At 72.6% G+C, this 14,279-nt stretch carries 14 protein-coding genes and 1 pseudogene; 7 read left to right on the top strand and 8 right to left on the bottom strand.

From position 1 onward, the window contains the following. Positions 1-37 precede the first annotated feature (37 nt). Positions 38-609, top strand: a pseudogene (locus ACN9M0_RS29280) (hypothetical protein). On the opposite strand, the gene ACN9M0_RS29275 reads toward ACN9M0_RS29280, so the two are convergent. The 3 genes from ACN9M0_RS29275 to ACN9M0_RS29265 all read right to left on the bottom strand — a co-directional run bounded on the left by ACN9M0_RS29275 (position 593) and on the right by ACN9M0_RS29265 (position 2,049). Continuing rightward, positions 593-1,114 (bottom strand): DinB family protein, encoded by a 522-nt coding sequence (locus ACN9M0_RS29275; protein ID WP_399700284.1) that lies wholly within the window; start codon positions 1,112-1,114, stop codon positions 593-595. The pseudogene ACN9M0_RS29280 and the gene ACN9M0_RS29275 sit on opposite strands and share 17 nt — an antisense overlap. A 118-nt stretch (positions 1,115-1,232) precedes the next feature. Next, on the bottom strand, positions 1,233-1,736 hold the full coding sequence (locus ACN9M0_RS29270; protein ID WP_366039428.1) for a GNAT family N-acetyltransferase: 504 nt from the start codon (positions 1,734-1,736) through the stop codon (positions 1,233-1,235). After that, the gene (locus ACN9M0_RS29265; RefSeq protein WP_366039427.1) at positions 1,726-2,049 is read right to left on the bottom strand and encodes an ArsR/SmtB family transcription factor; all 324 of its coding nucleotides are present in this window, start codon (positions 2,047-2,049) and stop codon (positions 1,726-1,728) included. Before ACN9M0_RS29265 ends, ACN9M0_RS29270 begins: the two co-directional genes overlap by 11 nt. Before the next feature lie 611 nt (positions 2,050-2,660). Between ACN9M0_RS29265 and ACN9M0_RS29260 the strand changes: the two genes are divergently transcribed. Next, positions 2,661-3,317, top strand: coding sequence for a DUF1326 domain-containing protein (locus ACN9M0_RS29260; protein WP_366039426.1), 657 nt, complete (start codon positions 2,661-2,663; stop codon positions 3,315-3,317). A gap of 666 nt (positions 3,318-3,983) precedes the next feature. Then, positions 3,984-4,199: a DUF6243 family protein gene (locus tag ACN9M0_RS29255; RefSeq protein ID WP_366039425.1), complete on the top strand. Its 216-nt coding sequence runs from the start codon at positions 3,984-3,986 to the stop codon at positions 4,197-4,199. A gap of 233 nt (positions 4,200-4,432) precedes the next feature. On the opposite strand, the gene ACN9M0_RS29250 is transcribed toward ACN9M0_RS29255, so the two are convergent. Both ACN9M0_RS29250 and ACN9M0_RS29245 read right to left on the bottom strand, forming a co-directional pair. After that, complete coding sequence (locus ACN9M0_RS29250; protein WP_426404462.1) at positions 4,433-5,842, bottom strand: phytoene desaturase family protein; 1,410 nt, start codon at positions 5,840-5,842, stop codon at positions 4,433-4,435. Next, on the bottom strand, positions 5,839-6,006 hold the full coding sequence (locus ACN9M0_RS29245; protein ID WP_366039464.1) for a DUF3556 domain-containing protein: 168 nt from the start codon (positions 6,004-6,006) through the stop codon (positions 5,839-5,841). Before ACN9M0_RS29245 ends, ACN9M0_RS29250 begins: the two co-directional genes overlap by 4 nt. A gap of 405 nt (positions 6,007-6,411) precedes the next feature. On the opposite strand from ACN9M0_RS29245, the gene ACN9M0_RS29240 reads away from it, so the two are divergent. The 3 genes from ACN9M0_RS29240 to ACN9M0_RS29230 all read left to right on the top strand — a co-directional run bounded on the left by ACN9M0_RS29240 (position 6,412) and on the right by ACN9M0_RS29230 (position 8,623). Beyond that, positions 6,412-7,299 carry an MBL fold metallo-hydrolase gene (locus ACN9M0_RS29240; RefSeq protein WP_399700291.1) on the top strand — a complete coding sequence of 296 codons (888 nt, stop codon included), beginning with the start codon at positions 6,412-6,414 and terminating at the stop codon, positions 7,297-7,299. Between the two features lie 105 nt (positions 7,300-7,404). Beyond that, entirely contained in the window at positions 7,405-8,016 is a 612-nt protein-coding gene (locus ACN9M0_RS29235; RefSeq protein WP_366039422.1) for a histidine phosphatase family protein, read from the top strand. 76 nt (positions 8,017-8,092) lie between these two features. Further along, positions 8,093-8,623: a GNAT family N-acetyltransferase gene (locus tag ACN9M0_RS29230; protein WP_366039421.1), complete on the top strand. Its 531-nt coding sequence runs from the start codon at positions 8,093-8,095 to the stop codon at positions 8,621-8,623. Positions 8,624-8,729: 106 nt separating this feature from the next. Here ACN9M0_RS29230 and ACN9M0_RS29225 read toward each other — a convergent pair whose 3' ends face one another. The 3 genes from ACN9M0_RS29225 to ACN9M0_RS29215 all read right to left on the bottom strand — a co-directional run bounded on the left by ACN9M0_RS29225 (position 8,730) and on the right by ACN9M0_RS29215 (position 12,097). Then, positions 8,730-9,428 (bottom strand): DUF1345 domain-containing protein, encoded by a 699-nt coding sequence (locus tag ACN9M0_RS29225; protein WP_366039420.1) that lies wholly within the window; start codon positions 9,426-9,428, stop codon positions 8,730-8,732. Positions 9,429-9,625: 197 nt separating this feature from the next. Then, entirely contained in the window at positions 9,626-10,972 is a 1,347-nt protein-coding gene (locus ACN9M0_RS29220; protein ID WP_366039419.1) for a diacylglycerol/lipid kinase family protein, read from the bottom strand. Positions 10,973-11,356: 384 nt separating this feature from the next. Further along, positions 11,357-12,097, bottom strand: a complete 741-nt coding sequence (locus ACN9M0_RS29215; protein WP_426404461.1) for a class I SAM-dependent methyltransferase — start codon at positions 12,095-12,097, stop codon at positions 11,357-11,359. 267 nt (positions 12,098-12,364) lie between these two features. Between ACN9M0_RS29215 and ACN9M0_RS29210 the strand changes: the two genes are divergently transcribed. Beyond that, positions 12,365-14,119 (top strand): sigma-70 family RNA polymerase sigma factor, encoded by a 1,755-nt coding sequence (locus ACN9M0_RS29210; protein ID WP_426404460.1) that lies wholly within the window; start codon positions 12,365-12,367, stop codon positions 14,117-14,119. The last annotated feature ends 160 nt before the right edge of the window (positions 14,120-14,279 follow it).

The raw sequence follows: 14,279 nt of genomic DNA, 5'->3' as shown, positions 1-14,279 counted from the left end.
CCGGCTGGGCCGGGCCCTGGACGCCGTCGCGCCGCACCTGACGGAGCTCACCGACAGTATCGGGGCCTACCACCTGCGCCGCCCCGGCCCGGACTTCGTGATCCTGGACGCCCAGCCGACCGCGGGCGGGGCCTGGCAGCACACCTGGGACTCCCTGCACCTCCTCTCCCCCGCTCCGTACTCCTCCCTGCCTGGCCGACTGATGCCGCCGCAGTCCCGCCGACTTCACCGGCCGCCGCGTGATCGTCGTCGGAGGCGGCAACTCCGGCGCCCAGATCGCCGCGGACCTCGCGTACGACACCGACCTCACCTGGTCACCCTCCGCGAACCCCGTCACCTCCCCGACGACATCGACGGCCGCGCCCTCTTCGACCACGCCACCGCGCGTCGCCGCGCCCTGGACGAGGGCCGCGCCGACACGGGTGGCGTGGCCTCGCTCGGCGACGTCGTGGCCCTCCCGCCCGTGCGCGCCGCCCGCGACGCCGCCGCCTCCACCTCCTCGGCTACGGCGGCTGGACCGGCCCCGCCTCCGCCACCCTCATCGGCGTCGGCCGCCCGGCCCGCGAGGCCGCACGTGCCCTCGCCGACTTCCTCAACCGTCCTCGGTGAGGGTGAGCTGGCGTCGGTGGAAGTCGAAGTGCCGGGTCGGATACCGGTACAGCTCCGCGACGGTCATGAAGTCGTCGAAGAAGGGGTCCCAGCGGTCGGGGTAGGGCATGCCGCGCGCCAGCCCTATCTCCGCTTCGGAGTCCAGCCGGTGGTGGAGGTCGGCGATGACGTGGTCGAACAGGGCAGTCATTCGGCGGGGTCGAAGCACCCTGACGGCGCCGACGGGGCCGAGATAGTTGACGAGGTCGAACGGCCGCGTTCCTGCGTTCAGCACGCCGGCGAAGGCTCGGCCGGCACGGTCGGGAAGCCGCTGGAAGACGCGCATCACGATCAGCAGCGGGCGGATCAGGATGTAGCCGAAGAGCATGTGGACGAGCAGCTGCTCGTTGGTCCAGCGCGTGCCTGCCGTGCGCCTGTGTAGTTCTTCCTCGGTGGCATCGGCCACAAGGTGATGGAAGGCGCTACGTGCCCGCTCAAGCTCTCCATGGATCACCTGACGGTCCACCGGCGGCTCATCTGTCATCGGAGCCACCCGCTCTCGGGACGCCTCAGGCCATCCGGCCGATGGCCGCCTGATCTCTTGATGCCCCGTGTGGTGTTGCACTTACCTCTGGGCAGCCGGGTCAGTCGACGTGGGGGCTGCGGCGCTCGACGAGGACGGTGTCGCGCCAGCGGCCGTGGTGGCGGCCGATCCGCTCACGTCTGCCGATCACCCGGAAACCGGCCCTCTCGTGGAGGGCCAGGCTCGCGGTGTTCTCCGGGAAGATGCCGGACTGGATCGTCCAGATCCCGGCAGCCTCGGTGGAGTCGATCAGCGCCTTCAAGAGGGCACCCGCGACTCCGCGGCCCCTGGCGTCGGGGTGGACGTACACCGAGTGCTCGACGACGCCCGTGTACACGCACCGGTCGGAGACGGCGGTGGCGGCGACCCAGCCGAGGACGCTACCGCCGCCGCTGTCGAGGGCGACGAACCGGTGCTCGGGCGACTTGGACGCGTCGAAGATCTCCCACGTCGGCGCGGTGGTCTCGAAGGTGGCGTTGCCCTCGTCGATGCCGGCCTGGTAGATCGCCAGGACCTGCCCGGCGTGGTCGGCGGCCATCGGGGCCACGACGAACTCAGCACTCATCGGGCACCTCCTCCCCCATGATCGCCCGCACGGCGCGCGGGAACACCGACAGACAGGTGCGGTTCACGGCGTACAAGGTCGAGGTGCCCTGCTTCTCGGGCAGGACGAAGCGGACCTCGGCCAGGATCTTCAGGTGGTGGGAGACGGTCGACTGCCCGATGTCCACCTGGGTGACGAGCTCTCCCACGGTCATCGGGCGCCCTGCCCCGGCGAGCAGATGCAGGAGCCGTACGCGGGTGGGGTCGCCGAGGGCGCGGAACCACGTGGCGTACGTACGGGCCTGTTCTTCGGTGAGCGACTCGGATGCCTTCATCGATCATCGATGATATTCGATGAAGGAGGCCTTTGGCCAGAGCGGCGACGGTCGACGACGCGCTCGGTCACCCCGACTCGGAGTGGCCGTTCCGCACCACGCGAGCCACGAGCGTCCGCGACATCGATGTCGCGGCCCGTCGACTCCGGGGGCACGTGGGTCGGGGTCATGACGGATTCCTGCCCGCACCATCGCGTTCTACCGCCGCAGCGGCTTCGTCCCGACGGGCCACGAGGAGCCGTACCCGCTCGATGAGAGCCGGCGGGAATGTCGCCGCTGCCCAGGCCACACCGCTCAGGACCTCTGCGCTCCCGCCCGCCCCGCACGACGTGCAGGCGTCGCAGCGTCTCGTTCACGGCGACGGCGGAGACCATGGCGCTGAGCGGGCCGTAACCGGGGGCCTCGTCCTGGCGGTGCTCGCACCGTTCCGGGAACCCCGGTCCCACGTGCAGGGGCTCGGCGCCGTGCTCCGCCGTAGACGTCGGCCGGTTTCCCGCCCGGGACGTGAGGTGCAAGCTGGAAGGGAGACCGTCCTCCCATCCCGGGAACGGGCTCGGGCGCGGTCTCGCCACTCCGAGTGAGCTCCTCGCAGCTCGGCTGGAGGAAGCGATATGACACAGCAGGCCACCACCGGCACGCGCTGGCATCTGGCCGGCGACTGGTTCGACGTATGCAAGTGCGCGATTCCGTGCCCGTGCACGTTCGCGCAGCCCCCGACCTACGGCGACTGCGAAGGCGTCATGGTCTGGCACATCCGGGAAGGCAACTTCGGGGACGTACGGCTCGACGACCTCAATGTCCTGATGCTCGGGTCGTTCGAGGGCAACCCGTGGGCCGGCACGCATACCGACCCGTACGCCGCGGTCTTCCTGGACGAACGTGCCGACGATGAGCAGCGGGCCGCGCTGGGGACCGTGTTCGGCGGTGAGGCGGGCGGATGGCCGGCGGAGTTCGGGGCGATGTTCCACCCCGAGATGCGGGGCATGGACGTCGTCCCGATCCACGTGGAGATCGACGAGGGTCTCGCCACGTGGCGAGCCGAGATCCCGGGCCTCGTCACGGCGACCGCCGAGGCGCTCACCGGCCCGACCACCCCGAACGGCGAACGCGTCCAGGTCCTCAACTCCCCGGGCTCCGAGGTGGGGCCGGGCCAGATCGCCACGTGGGGGCGGTCCACCGTCGACCGCGCCGACGCGTTCGGCTTCTCCTGGGAACGCACCGGGAAGTCGAGCAAGTACTTCCCCTTCGACTGGAGCGGCCCTGACTGAAAGCCCGTCTGCCCGGCCCGTGCCCCCGTAGGAGTGCAGCACCAGGACTGCCTGCCGCCCAGGACTCCGGGTCCCGATGGCATCGATGGGCGGCTCCCCTCTCACCTGGGCTTTCGGGAGCGAGCTGCCGCCGGCCGGCCGTCGACAGCTGAAGACACCCGCGTCGCTGGACACGCAGAACGGCACCAGGAAGGTGAACGGCACCCGCAGCAGGCCCGGCCAGGCTCGGTGACCTGGGCTGGGACCCCGGCCCGGGCTGAGGGGTCAAGCCGTTCGCGCCACCGCGGACGGACGGCTCCGCCTCCGGGATCCGGACGCTGAACGTCGGTCTGCGAAGCAGGTCGACGAGAGGGACGGGCACGAGGGTGACGCCGTCGGTTGAGGTGGACGAAGCCACTCCGCGCGCGTCACGGCGTAACCCTCCGCATCCCCGCGAGCACGACTGGCTGTAGTCGACACATCGACACCAGGCCCGGCCGGCGCCGGGGCGGCGAAAAGCCTGGCGCGCGGGGCCGACGGAACCGGGTAACGTCTTTGTCATGTTCTTCCAGACGCCGATTTACGAGTGAGAGCGTGACGGGCCCCTGCTGACCTGCTTCGACGTCGCCGCGCCCGTCCCCCACCGTTGAATCCGTAGATCACTTCACATCATCCCCGGGAGAGCCCGTGACCGACAGCAAGAACATCAACAACCCAGTGGGCCAGGGCGGCGGCCCGCGCAAGAAGCTGTCCCGCGCCGAACGGCAGAACAACGGCCCGCACCGCAACCTCGACCGCAAGAGTGCCGCCGACCGTAAGGCGGAGCTGGTGCGCAAGATGCGCGAGAAGGCAGCCGCAGCCGAGGGCGCCGGGCAGGCGAGCGACGACACCGCACAGAGCTGACACACCGCCGCCGCAGGGCGGCACCGCACGGGGCAGGGCCCGGACCGCGACGAGCGGTCCGGGCCCTGTTGCCGTACCGGGCACGGCCGGTCCCGCTCGGCTCTCGGCAGACCAGGCGCGGCATCCGCAGCGAGGCGGCGCGTCAGCCACTCGGCGCGGAGGCGCGAGGCGCGCCTCGCCCTGCTGCGGGCCGCCGCTCGTCCATCCCGAACCTCGCCCCGCCGAGGGAGGCGTCAGAGGTGCCTCAGCGCGCTGCGGGCCGCGTTGTAGCCGCACATGCCGTGGGCGCCGGCTCCGGGCGGGGTGGCGGCGGAGCAGAGGTAGACGCCGGGGATGCCGGTGGCGTACGGGTCGAGTGCCACGCGCGGCCGGAAGACCAGCTGCAGGGGATCGTTGGCGCCGGTCACGATGTCACCGGCGACGTAGTTCTCGTTGTGTCGGCTCATGTCCGTGGTGGTGCGCACGTGCATGGCCCGGATCCGGTCCCGGAAGCCGGGGGCGTACCGCTCGATCTGTGCGGTGATCGTCTCGGTGGCGTCGCCCGTGTAGCCGGCCGGCACATGGGCGTAGGCGTAGAGCGGGTGCACGTCGCGGGCCGAGCGGGTCGGGTCGGCGAGGTACTGCTGACCGACGAGGACGAACGGCCGCTCGGGCATCCGGCCGGCCACCACGTCCTTCTCGGCGGCGGCGATCTCCGCGACGCTGCCGCCCAGGTGCACCGTGCCGGCGGAGCGCGAGCCCTCGTGCGTCCACGGCACGCCGCCCTCGACGGCGTAGTCGACCTTGAACGCGCCGGGCCCGTGCCGGTACCTGGTGTACGCCCGGCGCACTCCCGCCGGCAGCCGGTTCCCCGCGATCCGGACGGCGGCGGACGGCGAGGTGTCCAGCATCACGAGGTCCGGGTCCTCCAGTTCGTCCAGCGAGGTCACCCGGCGGCCGGTCTCGAACTTCACCCCGCGCTCGGTCGCGCGGCGGACGATCGCGTCCCGGAGCGCAGCCGAGCCACCCTCGGCGACCGGCCAGCCATAGGCGTGGGCGGCCGCGGTCAGGGCGACCCCGATGGCGGAGGAGAAGAGCGTGTTCAGCGGTCGGAAGCTGTGCGCCGCCGTGCCGATCCACAGGGCGCGCGTCTCGGGCGAGCCGAAGCGGCGGGCGAGGAGCGTGGCGGGCAGACCGCCGTACATGCCGAGCCGGGCCAGGTGGAGGGGGTGGCGCGGGATGTGCAGCACCGGCTGCAGGAACTCCTGGCTGATGGTCCCGAACCGCTCGGCGAGCGGACCGAAGACGGCCTTCCAGCCGGAGCCGCCCGCCCCGAGCCCGGCCGCGGTCCCGGTGACGGAGCGGAGGGCGACCGCGCCGCGACCGCCGTCGAGCGGGTGGGAGAACTCGACGGGTGCCCAACGCCAGGTGAGCCCGGCGCCGGCCAGGTCGAAGCGCTGGGCGAAGGCCGAGCCGGGGCCCAGGGGGTGCATGCCGGAGCACTCGTCGTGGAGGAGGCCGGGCAGGGTCAGTTCGCTGGAGCGGACGCCGCCGCCGAGGACGTCCGCGGCCTCGATGACCCGGACGCGGACGCCTTCGGCGGCGAGGGTGAGGGCGGCGGCGAGCCCGTTGGGCCCGCTGCCGACCACGACTGCGGTGGTCATGTGACGGCCTCTTTCCCGTCTGCGGCCCGGTGGGCCGGGTGGTGCTGGGGGTGGCGCCGGGTGATCCGGAGCGGGAGGGAGCCGTTGGGCAGCCAGGGCTGCCGGCCGCCGAGGTCGCGCACGTGCCAGCGGCCCCGCTCGACGATGCCCGGGGCGGCGTCCATCACGAAGCACTCCTACTCCTGGACGGCCGGTGGATCGATTCCACCCAGAAGACCACGAACTCGCCCGGCGCGAAGTGTAAGCGGCGCTGGATCGCCTCGATCGGCTGATCGTCGTGGGACGGGCCGTTCACGGAGGCGCTCCTCGGCGCCCGTCGCCGTCGCCCGGACCGCCGACGCCCAGCGTGGTGGACCCCTGCCGCGGACGAGGGAGCACCCGAGGAGGCCTCCGGCGACGAGGCATCCGGCGAGGCCGGCCGGTTCGGGTCGGTCCTGCTGCTCCCCCTCCGGGCCCACCACACCCTCGACGACATACAGAGCGGCATCGGCTTCGCCCACAACGCGTTGATCTTCACTTCGGCTCTGCGAGGCTGACCACTCGGCGAAGTCACCTGTGGAGGTGGGAAGGTGCGCGAGGAATACGGTGCGGTGAGCGTGCTCGTCGGCCAGGACCGGGGCGCGTACCCGTACGGCAACTCACTGCTCGTACGGGGTACGTCCGAATCACTGGTCGTCGATCCGTCGCTGTCGCTCGTCGCAGGAGCACCGGCGGCGGACGTGGTCCTGGTGAGCCACGCCCACGAGGACCACATCGCCGGTCTGGGCAGCTACGAGGTGCCGGTCCACGTCCACGAGGGCGATGTGGAGGCCCTCAGGTCGCGCGAGGTCATGCTCGCGGGCCTCGGGCTTCCGCCGGAAGCGGTTCCCGGCATGGACAGGATGCTGCGCGAGCAGTTCCACGTGCGGGGCCGGCCGGACGCGAAGGGCTTCGAGGACGGCACGGTGTTCGACCTCGGGGGCCGCACGGTGACGGTCGTGCACCTGCCGGGCCACACGGCGGGGCACAGCGGCTTCCTGATCGAGCCGGACGGCTTCCTGTTCGTGGCGGACATCGACCTGACGTCCTTCGGTCCGTACTACGGCGACCTCGGCAGCAGCCTCGTGGAATTCGAGGCGTCTATGCGCCGGTGCCGGGAGATCGACGCCCGCTGGTACGGAACGTCCCACCAGAAGGGCGTGATCGAGGGCGCGGCGGAGTTCCGGCGCCGCCTCGACGCGTTCGCGGCCGTGGTGGCGAAGCGGGACGCCGCACTGCTCGGCTTCCTGGCCGAGCCGCGCACGGTCGAGGAGATCGTCGAGCACCGGCTGGTCTACCGCCCGCACGTCGAGGGCGCCCACGTGAGGCCGGTGGAGCGGCGGACCGCCGTGCAGCACCTGGACCGGCTGACGGCCGGCGGGCTGGTCACCGAGGCGGAGGAGGGAAGGTTCCGCGCGACACCCGGAGCGGGCACGTGACGTCTTCGGCATGAATTTCGGCAACATGCCGGAGCCGCGCCGGGCCGTCGGGCATCGGTTGGCCATCCTGCTTCCACGTCATTCTCGAGAAAGCGGGAGCGGGCCATGGGTGATCTCCTCCTGATCCGGCACGGCGAGACGGAGTGGAGCGCCGCCGGACGGCACACCGGGCGCACCGATCTGCCGCTCACACCGGACGGCGAGGCCGAGGCGCGGTCTCTCGCACCGTTCTTCGAGGGCCGCGCCTTCGCCTTCGTGCTCACCAGTCCGCTGCGGCGGGCCCGGCACACGGCCGAGCTGGCCGGGCTGCGGGACGCGGAGCCGGACGAGGACCTGTGCGAGTGGGACTACGGCGGGTACGAGGGCCTGACGACAGCCCGGATCCACGAGACCCGGCCGGACTGGTCCCTGTGGCGCGACGGCGTGCCCCCGCACCCCGACGGCCGGCCGGGCGAGTCGGCCGAGGACGTGGGCCGGCGCGCCGACCGGGTCCTGTCACGCGTCACGCCCCGCCTCGCGGCATCCGCGGAGGACGGTGTGCTGGTGGCACACGCCCACCTGCTGCGGGTCCTCACCGCCCGGTACCTGGCCCTGCCGGCGTCGGAGGGCCGGCTGTTCCTCCTGACGACGGCGACGGTCGGCCGCCTGTCGACGGAACACGGACTGCCGGTGATCGCGGGCTGGAACCAGCGGCCCCTACCCCGTACCGGCACCTGACGGCTCGGTCCGCGATCGTGCGGTGCTCGGGGATATTCGCTGGTCGCTGCTTGCCGGTGGTGTCCATACTGCCGCCATGGATCCGGTGACTCTTGAGACCGACCGTCTGGTGCTTCGGGCCTTCACACCTGCCGACGTGGATGCGGTGTACGAAGCCTGCCAGGACGAGGACATCCAGTTCTACACGCCGGTGCCGGTGCCGTACCGGCGCACGGACGCGGAGAAGCTCGTCGGCGAGAAGCTGCCCGCTCAGTGGGCCGAGGACAGGGACTACACCCTCGGCGCGTTCCGCAGGGACACCGGCGCCCTGGTCGGCTCGTACTGCCTGACCCTGCTCAGCCGCGGCGTCTGGGAGCTCGGTTACTGGGCGGTCAGGGAACAGCGCGGACGCGGGTACTCGGTGGAGGCCGCTCGGGCCCTGTGCGACTGGGGCTGGGCCACCCTCGACGTCCACCGCATCGAGTGGTGGGCCATGGCCGGGAACACCGGCTCGCGTGCCGTGGCCGAGAAGCTCGGCTTCACCGTCGAAGGGACACTGCGCCATCGCAGCATCGCCAACGACGGCGAACCTCACGACTGGTGGGTGGGCGGACTGCTGAGGCCCTGACGCCCGGTCCGGTGCGAGTCGGAGCTTCGTGAGCGGCGTGGCGCCGCGCGGCGGCGGGAGGCCGATGCGCGGCGGCGAGGACCCTCTCCGTCTCTCCGTCTCTCCGTCAGACGCTGTCCAGGGCTGAGACGAGGCTGGCCACCGTGACGGTGTTGAAGACGAACGCGATGCACGCGTTGGCCGTCACGGTCCGGCGCATCTCCCGGGACGTCACGTTGACGTCGGTGGTGCCGAACGTCGTCATGACCGAGAAGGCGAAGTACACGTAGTCGACCCAGATCGGCTTCTCCTCGCCGGGGAACTCCAGCGCCCCTTCGTCCTCCACGAGGTTGTCGCCCTGGAAGGCGACCGCGAAGGAGATCGCCACGCAGATCCAGGCGAGGGCGACCATGACGAGCGCCACCGCCGCGCGGGCAGCCGGCTCGAACGAGGAGCCGATGTGCCCGGGACGCCACACCACGGCCACCACGAGCGCGGCGGCCGAGATGAAGATCGAGACCCCCGGTCCGGGCGCCGTGCCGTACACGTACCGCTGGAGGACCGTGCCCCGTGACGAACGGCCGGCCCACCTGCGGACCCGTTCCGGGGACGCGGTCGAGAAGGCGACCGTCGTGAGCATGAGGTACGGGAAGAGGTAGGCGAGCAGCAGCAGGACGCACACGTCCGTCCCGGAGATCTCCGTCCAGGTGCCGTCGAGGACGAGGAGCAGCGCCGCCGTACCCGCCGCGACGACTCCGCTCACCGTCGACCGGCGGCGCTCGGAGAGCCACTGGTTCCGGCTGTGTGGGGAGTGGTTCTGAGGCACGGACGGGACTCCTCGGAGTACAGGGCACCGTTACGGCGAGGCGAAGGTCAGGGCGTCGGGGCGGTTCCCCGGCGGGTCGCTCGGGGCTCCGTCGGGGCGGTTCACCGGCCGGTTCCTCGGGCTCCGTCACGGCGACTCCGCGGCCGGTCGCCCGGGGCTCCGTCACGACGACTCCGCGGCCGGTCCCTCGGGCTCCCTTACGGCGACTCCGAGGCCGGTCGCCCGCGGCGGCCGAACGCGAGGCCGAGGACCCGCCGCCACCGCACGGGCGGCACGGGTGCCGGGACGCCGGGGCGGTCGCGCGGTACCTGGACCCGCAGGGCGCGCGGGCGCAGCGTGACCACGACCGGGGTGGGCATCCGCAGCGCCTCGCCGTCCACCGCCACCGGGATCTCGTCCGTGTCTGCGGTCACCTCGACGCGGCGTGCGGTCAGGACGGTGATGCCGTTGGACTGCAAGCCCCGTACGGCCAGGTCCGCGGCCTGCGCCGCGTCCTCCACCCGGATGCCGAGCACCCCCAGCTCGCCGTCGTCGAGGCTGGTCCGGCGGCCGCCGCCGCTGAGCTCGTCGGGCGAGACGTACGGGTTGTTGCTGACGAGGAGCGCCTGCTGGGACGAGAGCGCCGTGCCGTCGGCCCGTGCGTCGAGCCGTCGCAGGCCCTCGCCGAGCAGCAGGTCGGGCATGAGGGTGAGGGCCGTGCCCGCCTTGTCGTCGCGGTACTCGGGGCGCTGGACGACGTCGGCGTACACCCCGAAGGACACGGTGTTGACGAAGGCCCGGCCCGCGACGTCGCCGAGGTCGATCCGGAGCTCCTCGCCGTCGGTCAGCGCGTCGAGGCAGCGGGACGGGTCGGAGCGGTCGAGGCCGAGGTCCAGAGCGAAGTGGTTGCGGGTGCCGGCGGAGACCACCAGGAACGGCAGGTCGTGTTCGGCGGCGACGGCCGCGACCAGGGCCTGGGTGCCGTCGCCGCCCGCGACGCCGAGCAGGTCCGCGCCGTCGGCCACGGCCCCGTGGGCCAGCGCGGCGACGTCGGCCGGGGCGGACGGGTCGAGCAGGATGACCCGCGCGCCGAGCTCCTCCGCCCGCTCGACGAGGCCGAAGCGGCCGACCTTCCCGCCCCCGGACTTGGGGTTCATGATCAGGACCGGTCGTTTCGGCCGGGGTGCCGCGACCGCCCGCTGCGACCGCGCAGGACGCGATCTGCGCAGCGCGGCCCTCGCGCAGGCCAGGGCCGCGCCCCAGCACAGGCAGAGGATCAGCGCCGTCAGCCACAGGCCGCCGTGTGCGAAGAGGACGAGGACGGCGGCGGGGGCGGCGACCGCGAGGAGCGCCCCGAGGAGGCGTACGGCGCCGCGGTGCGCCACGAACCACCAGACGCCGACGGCGAGGAGGACGAGACCGAGGAACCCGCCCCCGACCACCAGGAGGCCGCCGTCCCCCAGCGCGAGCAGGAGCACGACCAGCGAACCGGCCGCCGCGAGCAGGGCCAGCCGCGCCAGCAGCCGCGCGGCCGGGGTCCCCCCTTCGGGGCCTGACACTTCCATGCCGTCCTCTCCCTGCCGTGCTCGACCGCGAGGCCGCGGGACCCCGGGGCCTCGAAGCCGCGGCACCGCGGGGCCGTGGGGCCGTGGGGCCGTGGGGCCGTGCGGCCGTGCGGCCGCGTGCCCGGTCCGAGGCACCAGCGTGCCCATTCCCGGTCCGGAGGGCACCCTGACGCGGTCCGTTCGGGGCCGGACGGGACGGCCCCTCACCTTCACATTCACCTTCGGGTCGAGATCGTGTCGTGCAGCAGGACGCTCAGCAGGATCAGGCGACGGCGAAGACGATGGACGTGACACCCCGCGAGCATGCCGCCCGACGGCCGCGGGGCCCGACCCCCGTCCGGGCGAATTCGGGGACGTCGGGCCCCGCGGCTTTCCGGCCGGTGGTCAGGCGCGGCAGCGCAGCATCTCGAAGGGCGGGTTGGCGAGGCAGTCCGCCCAGAAGTCCGCGCCGAACGCCCGGACGCCGGCCTCGGACACCTGCAGCGGGATCCACGTCAGCCCGCCGAATCCGGCCGCCCGCAGCGAGTCCTCGTACACCTCGCGGCGCGGACAGGCGCCGACGAACGAGACCGGCGGGTCTAGCAGCGCCGTGATCCGCACGCGCGGGCCGGTCTCGATCTCCTCGCCGGTCGGCTCGCAGAGGAAGCCGTACTTGGCCAGGGACGGCCCGTCGAAGCGGTAGTCGGGCTTCTGGGCGAGCACGAAGAACTCGGCTCCGGGCTTCAGGCTCCGGTGCACGTTGCGGCACATCCGCTCCATGGCGGCGATGTCCGGCGCGTAGTTGAGCAGCTGGACCCCGAGCGCGAGGTCGAAGGGCTCGTCGAGGGTCCGCAGGTCGGACACGTCGCCCACCTCGTAGCGCACGCCCAGCGGTTCCGCCTCCTCGAACGCCTGGGCCACGGCGACCATTTCGCCGGAGATGTCGATGCCGAGCACCTCGGAGGCGCCGCGCCGCTTGAACTCCCTGCTGTAGAAGCCGGTGCCGGAGGCGAGGTCGAGGACCGACTTCCCCGTCACGTCACCGACCATGCCCAGGAAGCTGGGCACCTCCCCGTACTGCGTCATCGGCAGGGACTTGAACCCCTCGAACGCTTCACCGATCTCGTCGTACAGCTGTACGCTCATCGCGCTGTCCTCCCCAGTGCTTGGTCATGTCCCTGGTGATCAGTCGTGCCTTGGCAGTCTTGCCGGACCGCGACGGAACTCCGTACTGGCAGATCCCACGAAGTCCCGGCCGCCGGGCTGACCTCCCGTACGGGAGGACGCAAGGCTCCGAGGGGCCGCCGGAGATTCCGGAACTCGTCCGCCGATTCCTGTTATCGGACCGGCTCGGCGTGATCTCCCAGGTGTTGGCGGTCGACGACAGCGGGAACAGGCAGGGTGATTCGGAGCATGGGCGCACAGCACGGTACGGAACTGGTCAGGGCGGCACAGAGCGGAGACCCGCGGGCGCAGGACCGGCTCATCGCGCTCCACCTGCCCCTGGTCTACAACATCGTGGGCCGGGCGATGAACGGTCACCACGACGTCGACGACGTCGTGCAGGAGACGATGCTGCGGGCGCTCGCGGGGCTCGGCGGCCTCCGCTCCCCCGACAGCTTCAGGTCCTGGCTGGTGGCCATCACCATGAACGGCGTCCGCGGCCACTGGCACCGGCAGCAGCAGGCCGGTCTCCCCGCGGGCGGCCTCGACGACGCCCGTGAGATCGCGCAGCCGGGGGCCGATTTCGTGGAGCTGGCCGTCGTGCGCCTGAACCTTTCCGGCCAGCGGCGCGAGACCGCCGAGGCGACCCGTTGGATGGAGCCGGACGACCGGGACCTGCTGTCCCTGTGGTGGCTGGAATGTGCCGGTGAGCTGAGCCGCCACGAGGTGGCCGCCGCCCTCCAGCTGTCCCCCCAGCACACCGCGGTGCGCGTCCAGCGGATGAAGGAGCGCCTCGAGGCCGCGCGGGTCGTCGTACGGGCCCTGTCGCAGAACCCGCCCTGCCCCACCCTGCGGTACGAGATCGACACCTGGGACGGCCGTCCCTCCGCCCTCTGGCGCAAGCGCATCGCCCGGCACGCGCGCGCGTGCGCGCACTGCGCCGGCCTGTGGACCGGCCTCGTCCCGGCGGAGGGGCTGCTCGCCGGACTGCTTCTGGTGCCCCCGGCCGCGATGCTCCTCGCGGGCGTCCGCGCGCGGGCCGGCTTCGGGACCACCGCGGCGACCGCCCGGACCGCCATGCCGTTCGGCACGCCGCTCGACACGCCGTTCGCCGACCCGGTCGCCGACCCGGCGGCCGACCCGCTCGCGTCGTCGCACCACGGCGTAGCGACCGACTCCGGGCCCGGTGGAGGCCCGACGGGCCGTGGTCCCCGGAGCAGCCGCGCCGCCCGGCGCCGGCGGCGGCAGCGGCGTGGCCGCAGGCGCGCCGTCATCGCGGCGGGCATAGCCGTGGTGGCCGTCACCGGCGGCGCCTTCACCCTGACCACCGGCCCCGACGAGGGCGCGGAGGCCAGGGACACGACGCTCGCAGCGACCACCGGCGCCGGCCTGCCCAGCCCGCAGGAGACGACCGCGGACCCGGTGGCCACCTCCACCTCGGCGAGCCCTTCGCCGTCGGCGACACCGACCGTCCGCAAGACGCCCAAGCCGTCCCGGCCCACGCCGACCGCCTCCCGCACCACCCCGACGGCCGCGCCCCGGCCGCCGCGCACGACCGCGCCCGCGCCGGCGCCCCGCCCCACCAGCACACAGACGACCTCAGGATCCGGTTCCGGTTCCGGTTCCGGTTCCACCGCGCAGCAGGTCATCAGTCTGGTCAATTCGGAGCGGGCCAAGGCGGGCTGCGGGCCGCTCGCCGAGCACCCCCTGCTGACCAAGGCCGCCCAGGGGCATTCCGACGACATGGCCGCGCGGGACTTCTTCGACCACACCAACCCGGACGGAGACGGCCCCGGCGAGCGCATCACGGCCGCCGGATACACGTGGTCGGCGTACGGCGAGAACATCGCGAAGGGCCAGACCACCGCGGCCCAGGTGATGGAGTCCTGGATGAACAGCCCCGGCCACCGGGCGAACATCCTGAACTGCGACTTCAAGGAGATCGGCGTCGGCATCCACACCGCCGGCGGTCCGTACTGGACGCAGGCCTTCGGCAGCCGCTGAGCGGGGCCCGCCGTGGCGGCGTACGGCCCCGGTGTGACGAGTACGACGTCCGACAGGGGGATCTTGACGGTTCCCTGACGCGTGACCCCGGATCGGGGGCTCGCGGGCTGCTTAGGCTTGCCCGGCCGTCCAACTGATGGCCGAAAGTCGACAGCCAGGT

It is taken from the genome of Streptomyces sp. R-07, assembly GCF_049913175.1.
Classification (GTDB): Bacteria; Actinomycetota; Actinomycetes; order Streptomycetales; family Streptomycetaceae; genus Streptomyces.
The sequence above is the reverse complement of the archived record's forward strand: the minus strand, read 5'-3'. Positions and strand labels throughout refer to the sequence as shown.

Excerpts from the sequence above, each read along its gene's own strand:
- ACN9M0_RS29270 (WP_366039428.1), bottom strand. The coding sequence starts at position 1,736 with ATGAGTGCTGAGTTCGTCGTGGCCCCGATGGCCGCCGACCACGCCGGG.
- ACN9M0_RS29265 (WP_366039427.1), bottom strand. The coding sequence starts at position 2,049 with ATGAAGGCATCCGAGTCGCTCACCGAAGAACAGGCCCGTACGTACGCC.
- ACN9M0_RS29260 (WP_366039426.1), top strand. The coding sequence starts at position 2,661 with ATGACACAGCAGGCCACCACCGGCACGCGCTGGCATCTGGCCGGCGAC.
- ACN9M0_RS29250 (WP_426404462.1), bottom strand. The coding sequence starts at position 5,842 with ATGACCACCGCAGTCGTGGTCGGCAGCGGGCCCAACGGGCTCGCCGCC.
- ACN9M0_RS29245 (WP_366039464.1), bottom strand. The coding sequence starts at position 6,006 with ATGGACGCCGCCCCGGGCATCGTCGAGCGGGGCCGCTGGCACGTGCGC.
- ACN9M0_RS29235 (WP_366039422.1), top strand. The coding sequence starts at position 7,405 with ATGGGTGATCTCCTCCTGATCCGGCACGGCGAGACGGAGTGGAGCGCC.
- ACN9M0_RS29230 (WP_366039421.1), top strand. The coding sequence starts at position 8,093 with ATGGATCCGGTGACTCTTGAGACCGACCGTCTGGTGCTTCGGGCCTTC.
- ACN9M0_RS29220 (WP_366039419.1), bottom strand. The coding sequence starts at position 10,972 with ATGGAAGTGTCAGGCCCCGAAGGGGGGACCCCGGCCGCGCGGCTGCTG.
- ACN9M0_RS29215 (WP_426404461.1), bottom strand. The coding sequence starts at position 12,097 with ATGAGCGTACAGCTGTACGACGAGATCGGTGAAGCGTTCGAGGGGTTC.
- ACN9M0_RS29210 (WP_426404460.1), top strand. The coding sequence starts at position 12,365 with ATGGGCGCACAGCACGGTACGGAACTGGTCAGGGCGGCACAGAGCGGA.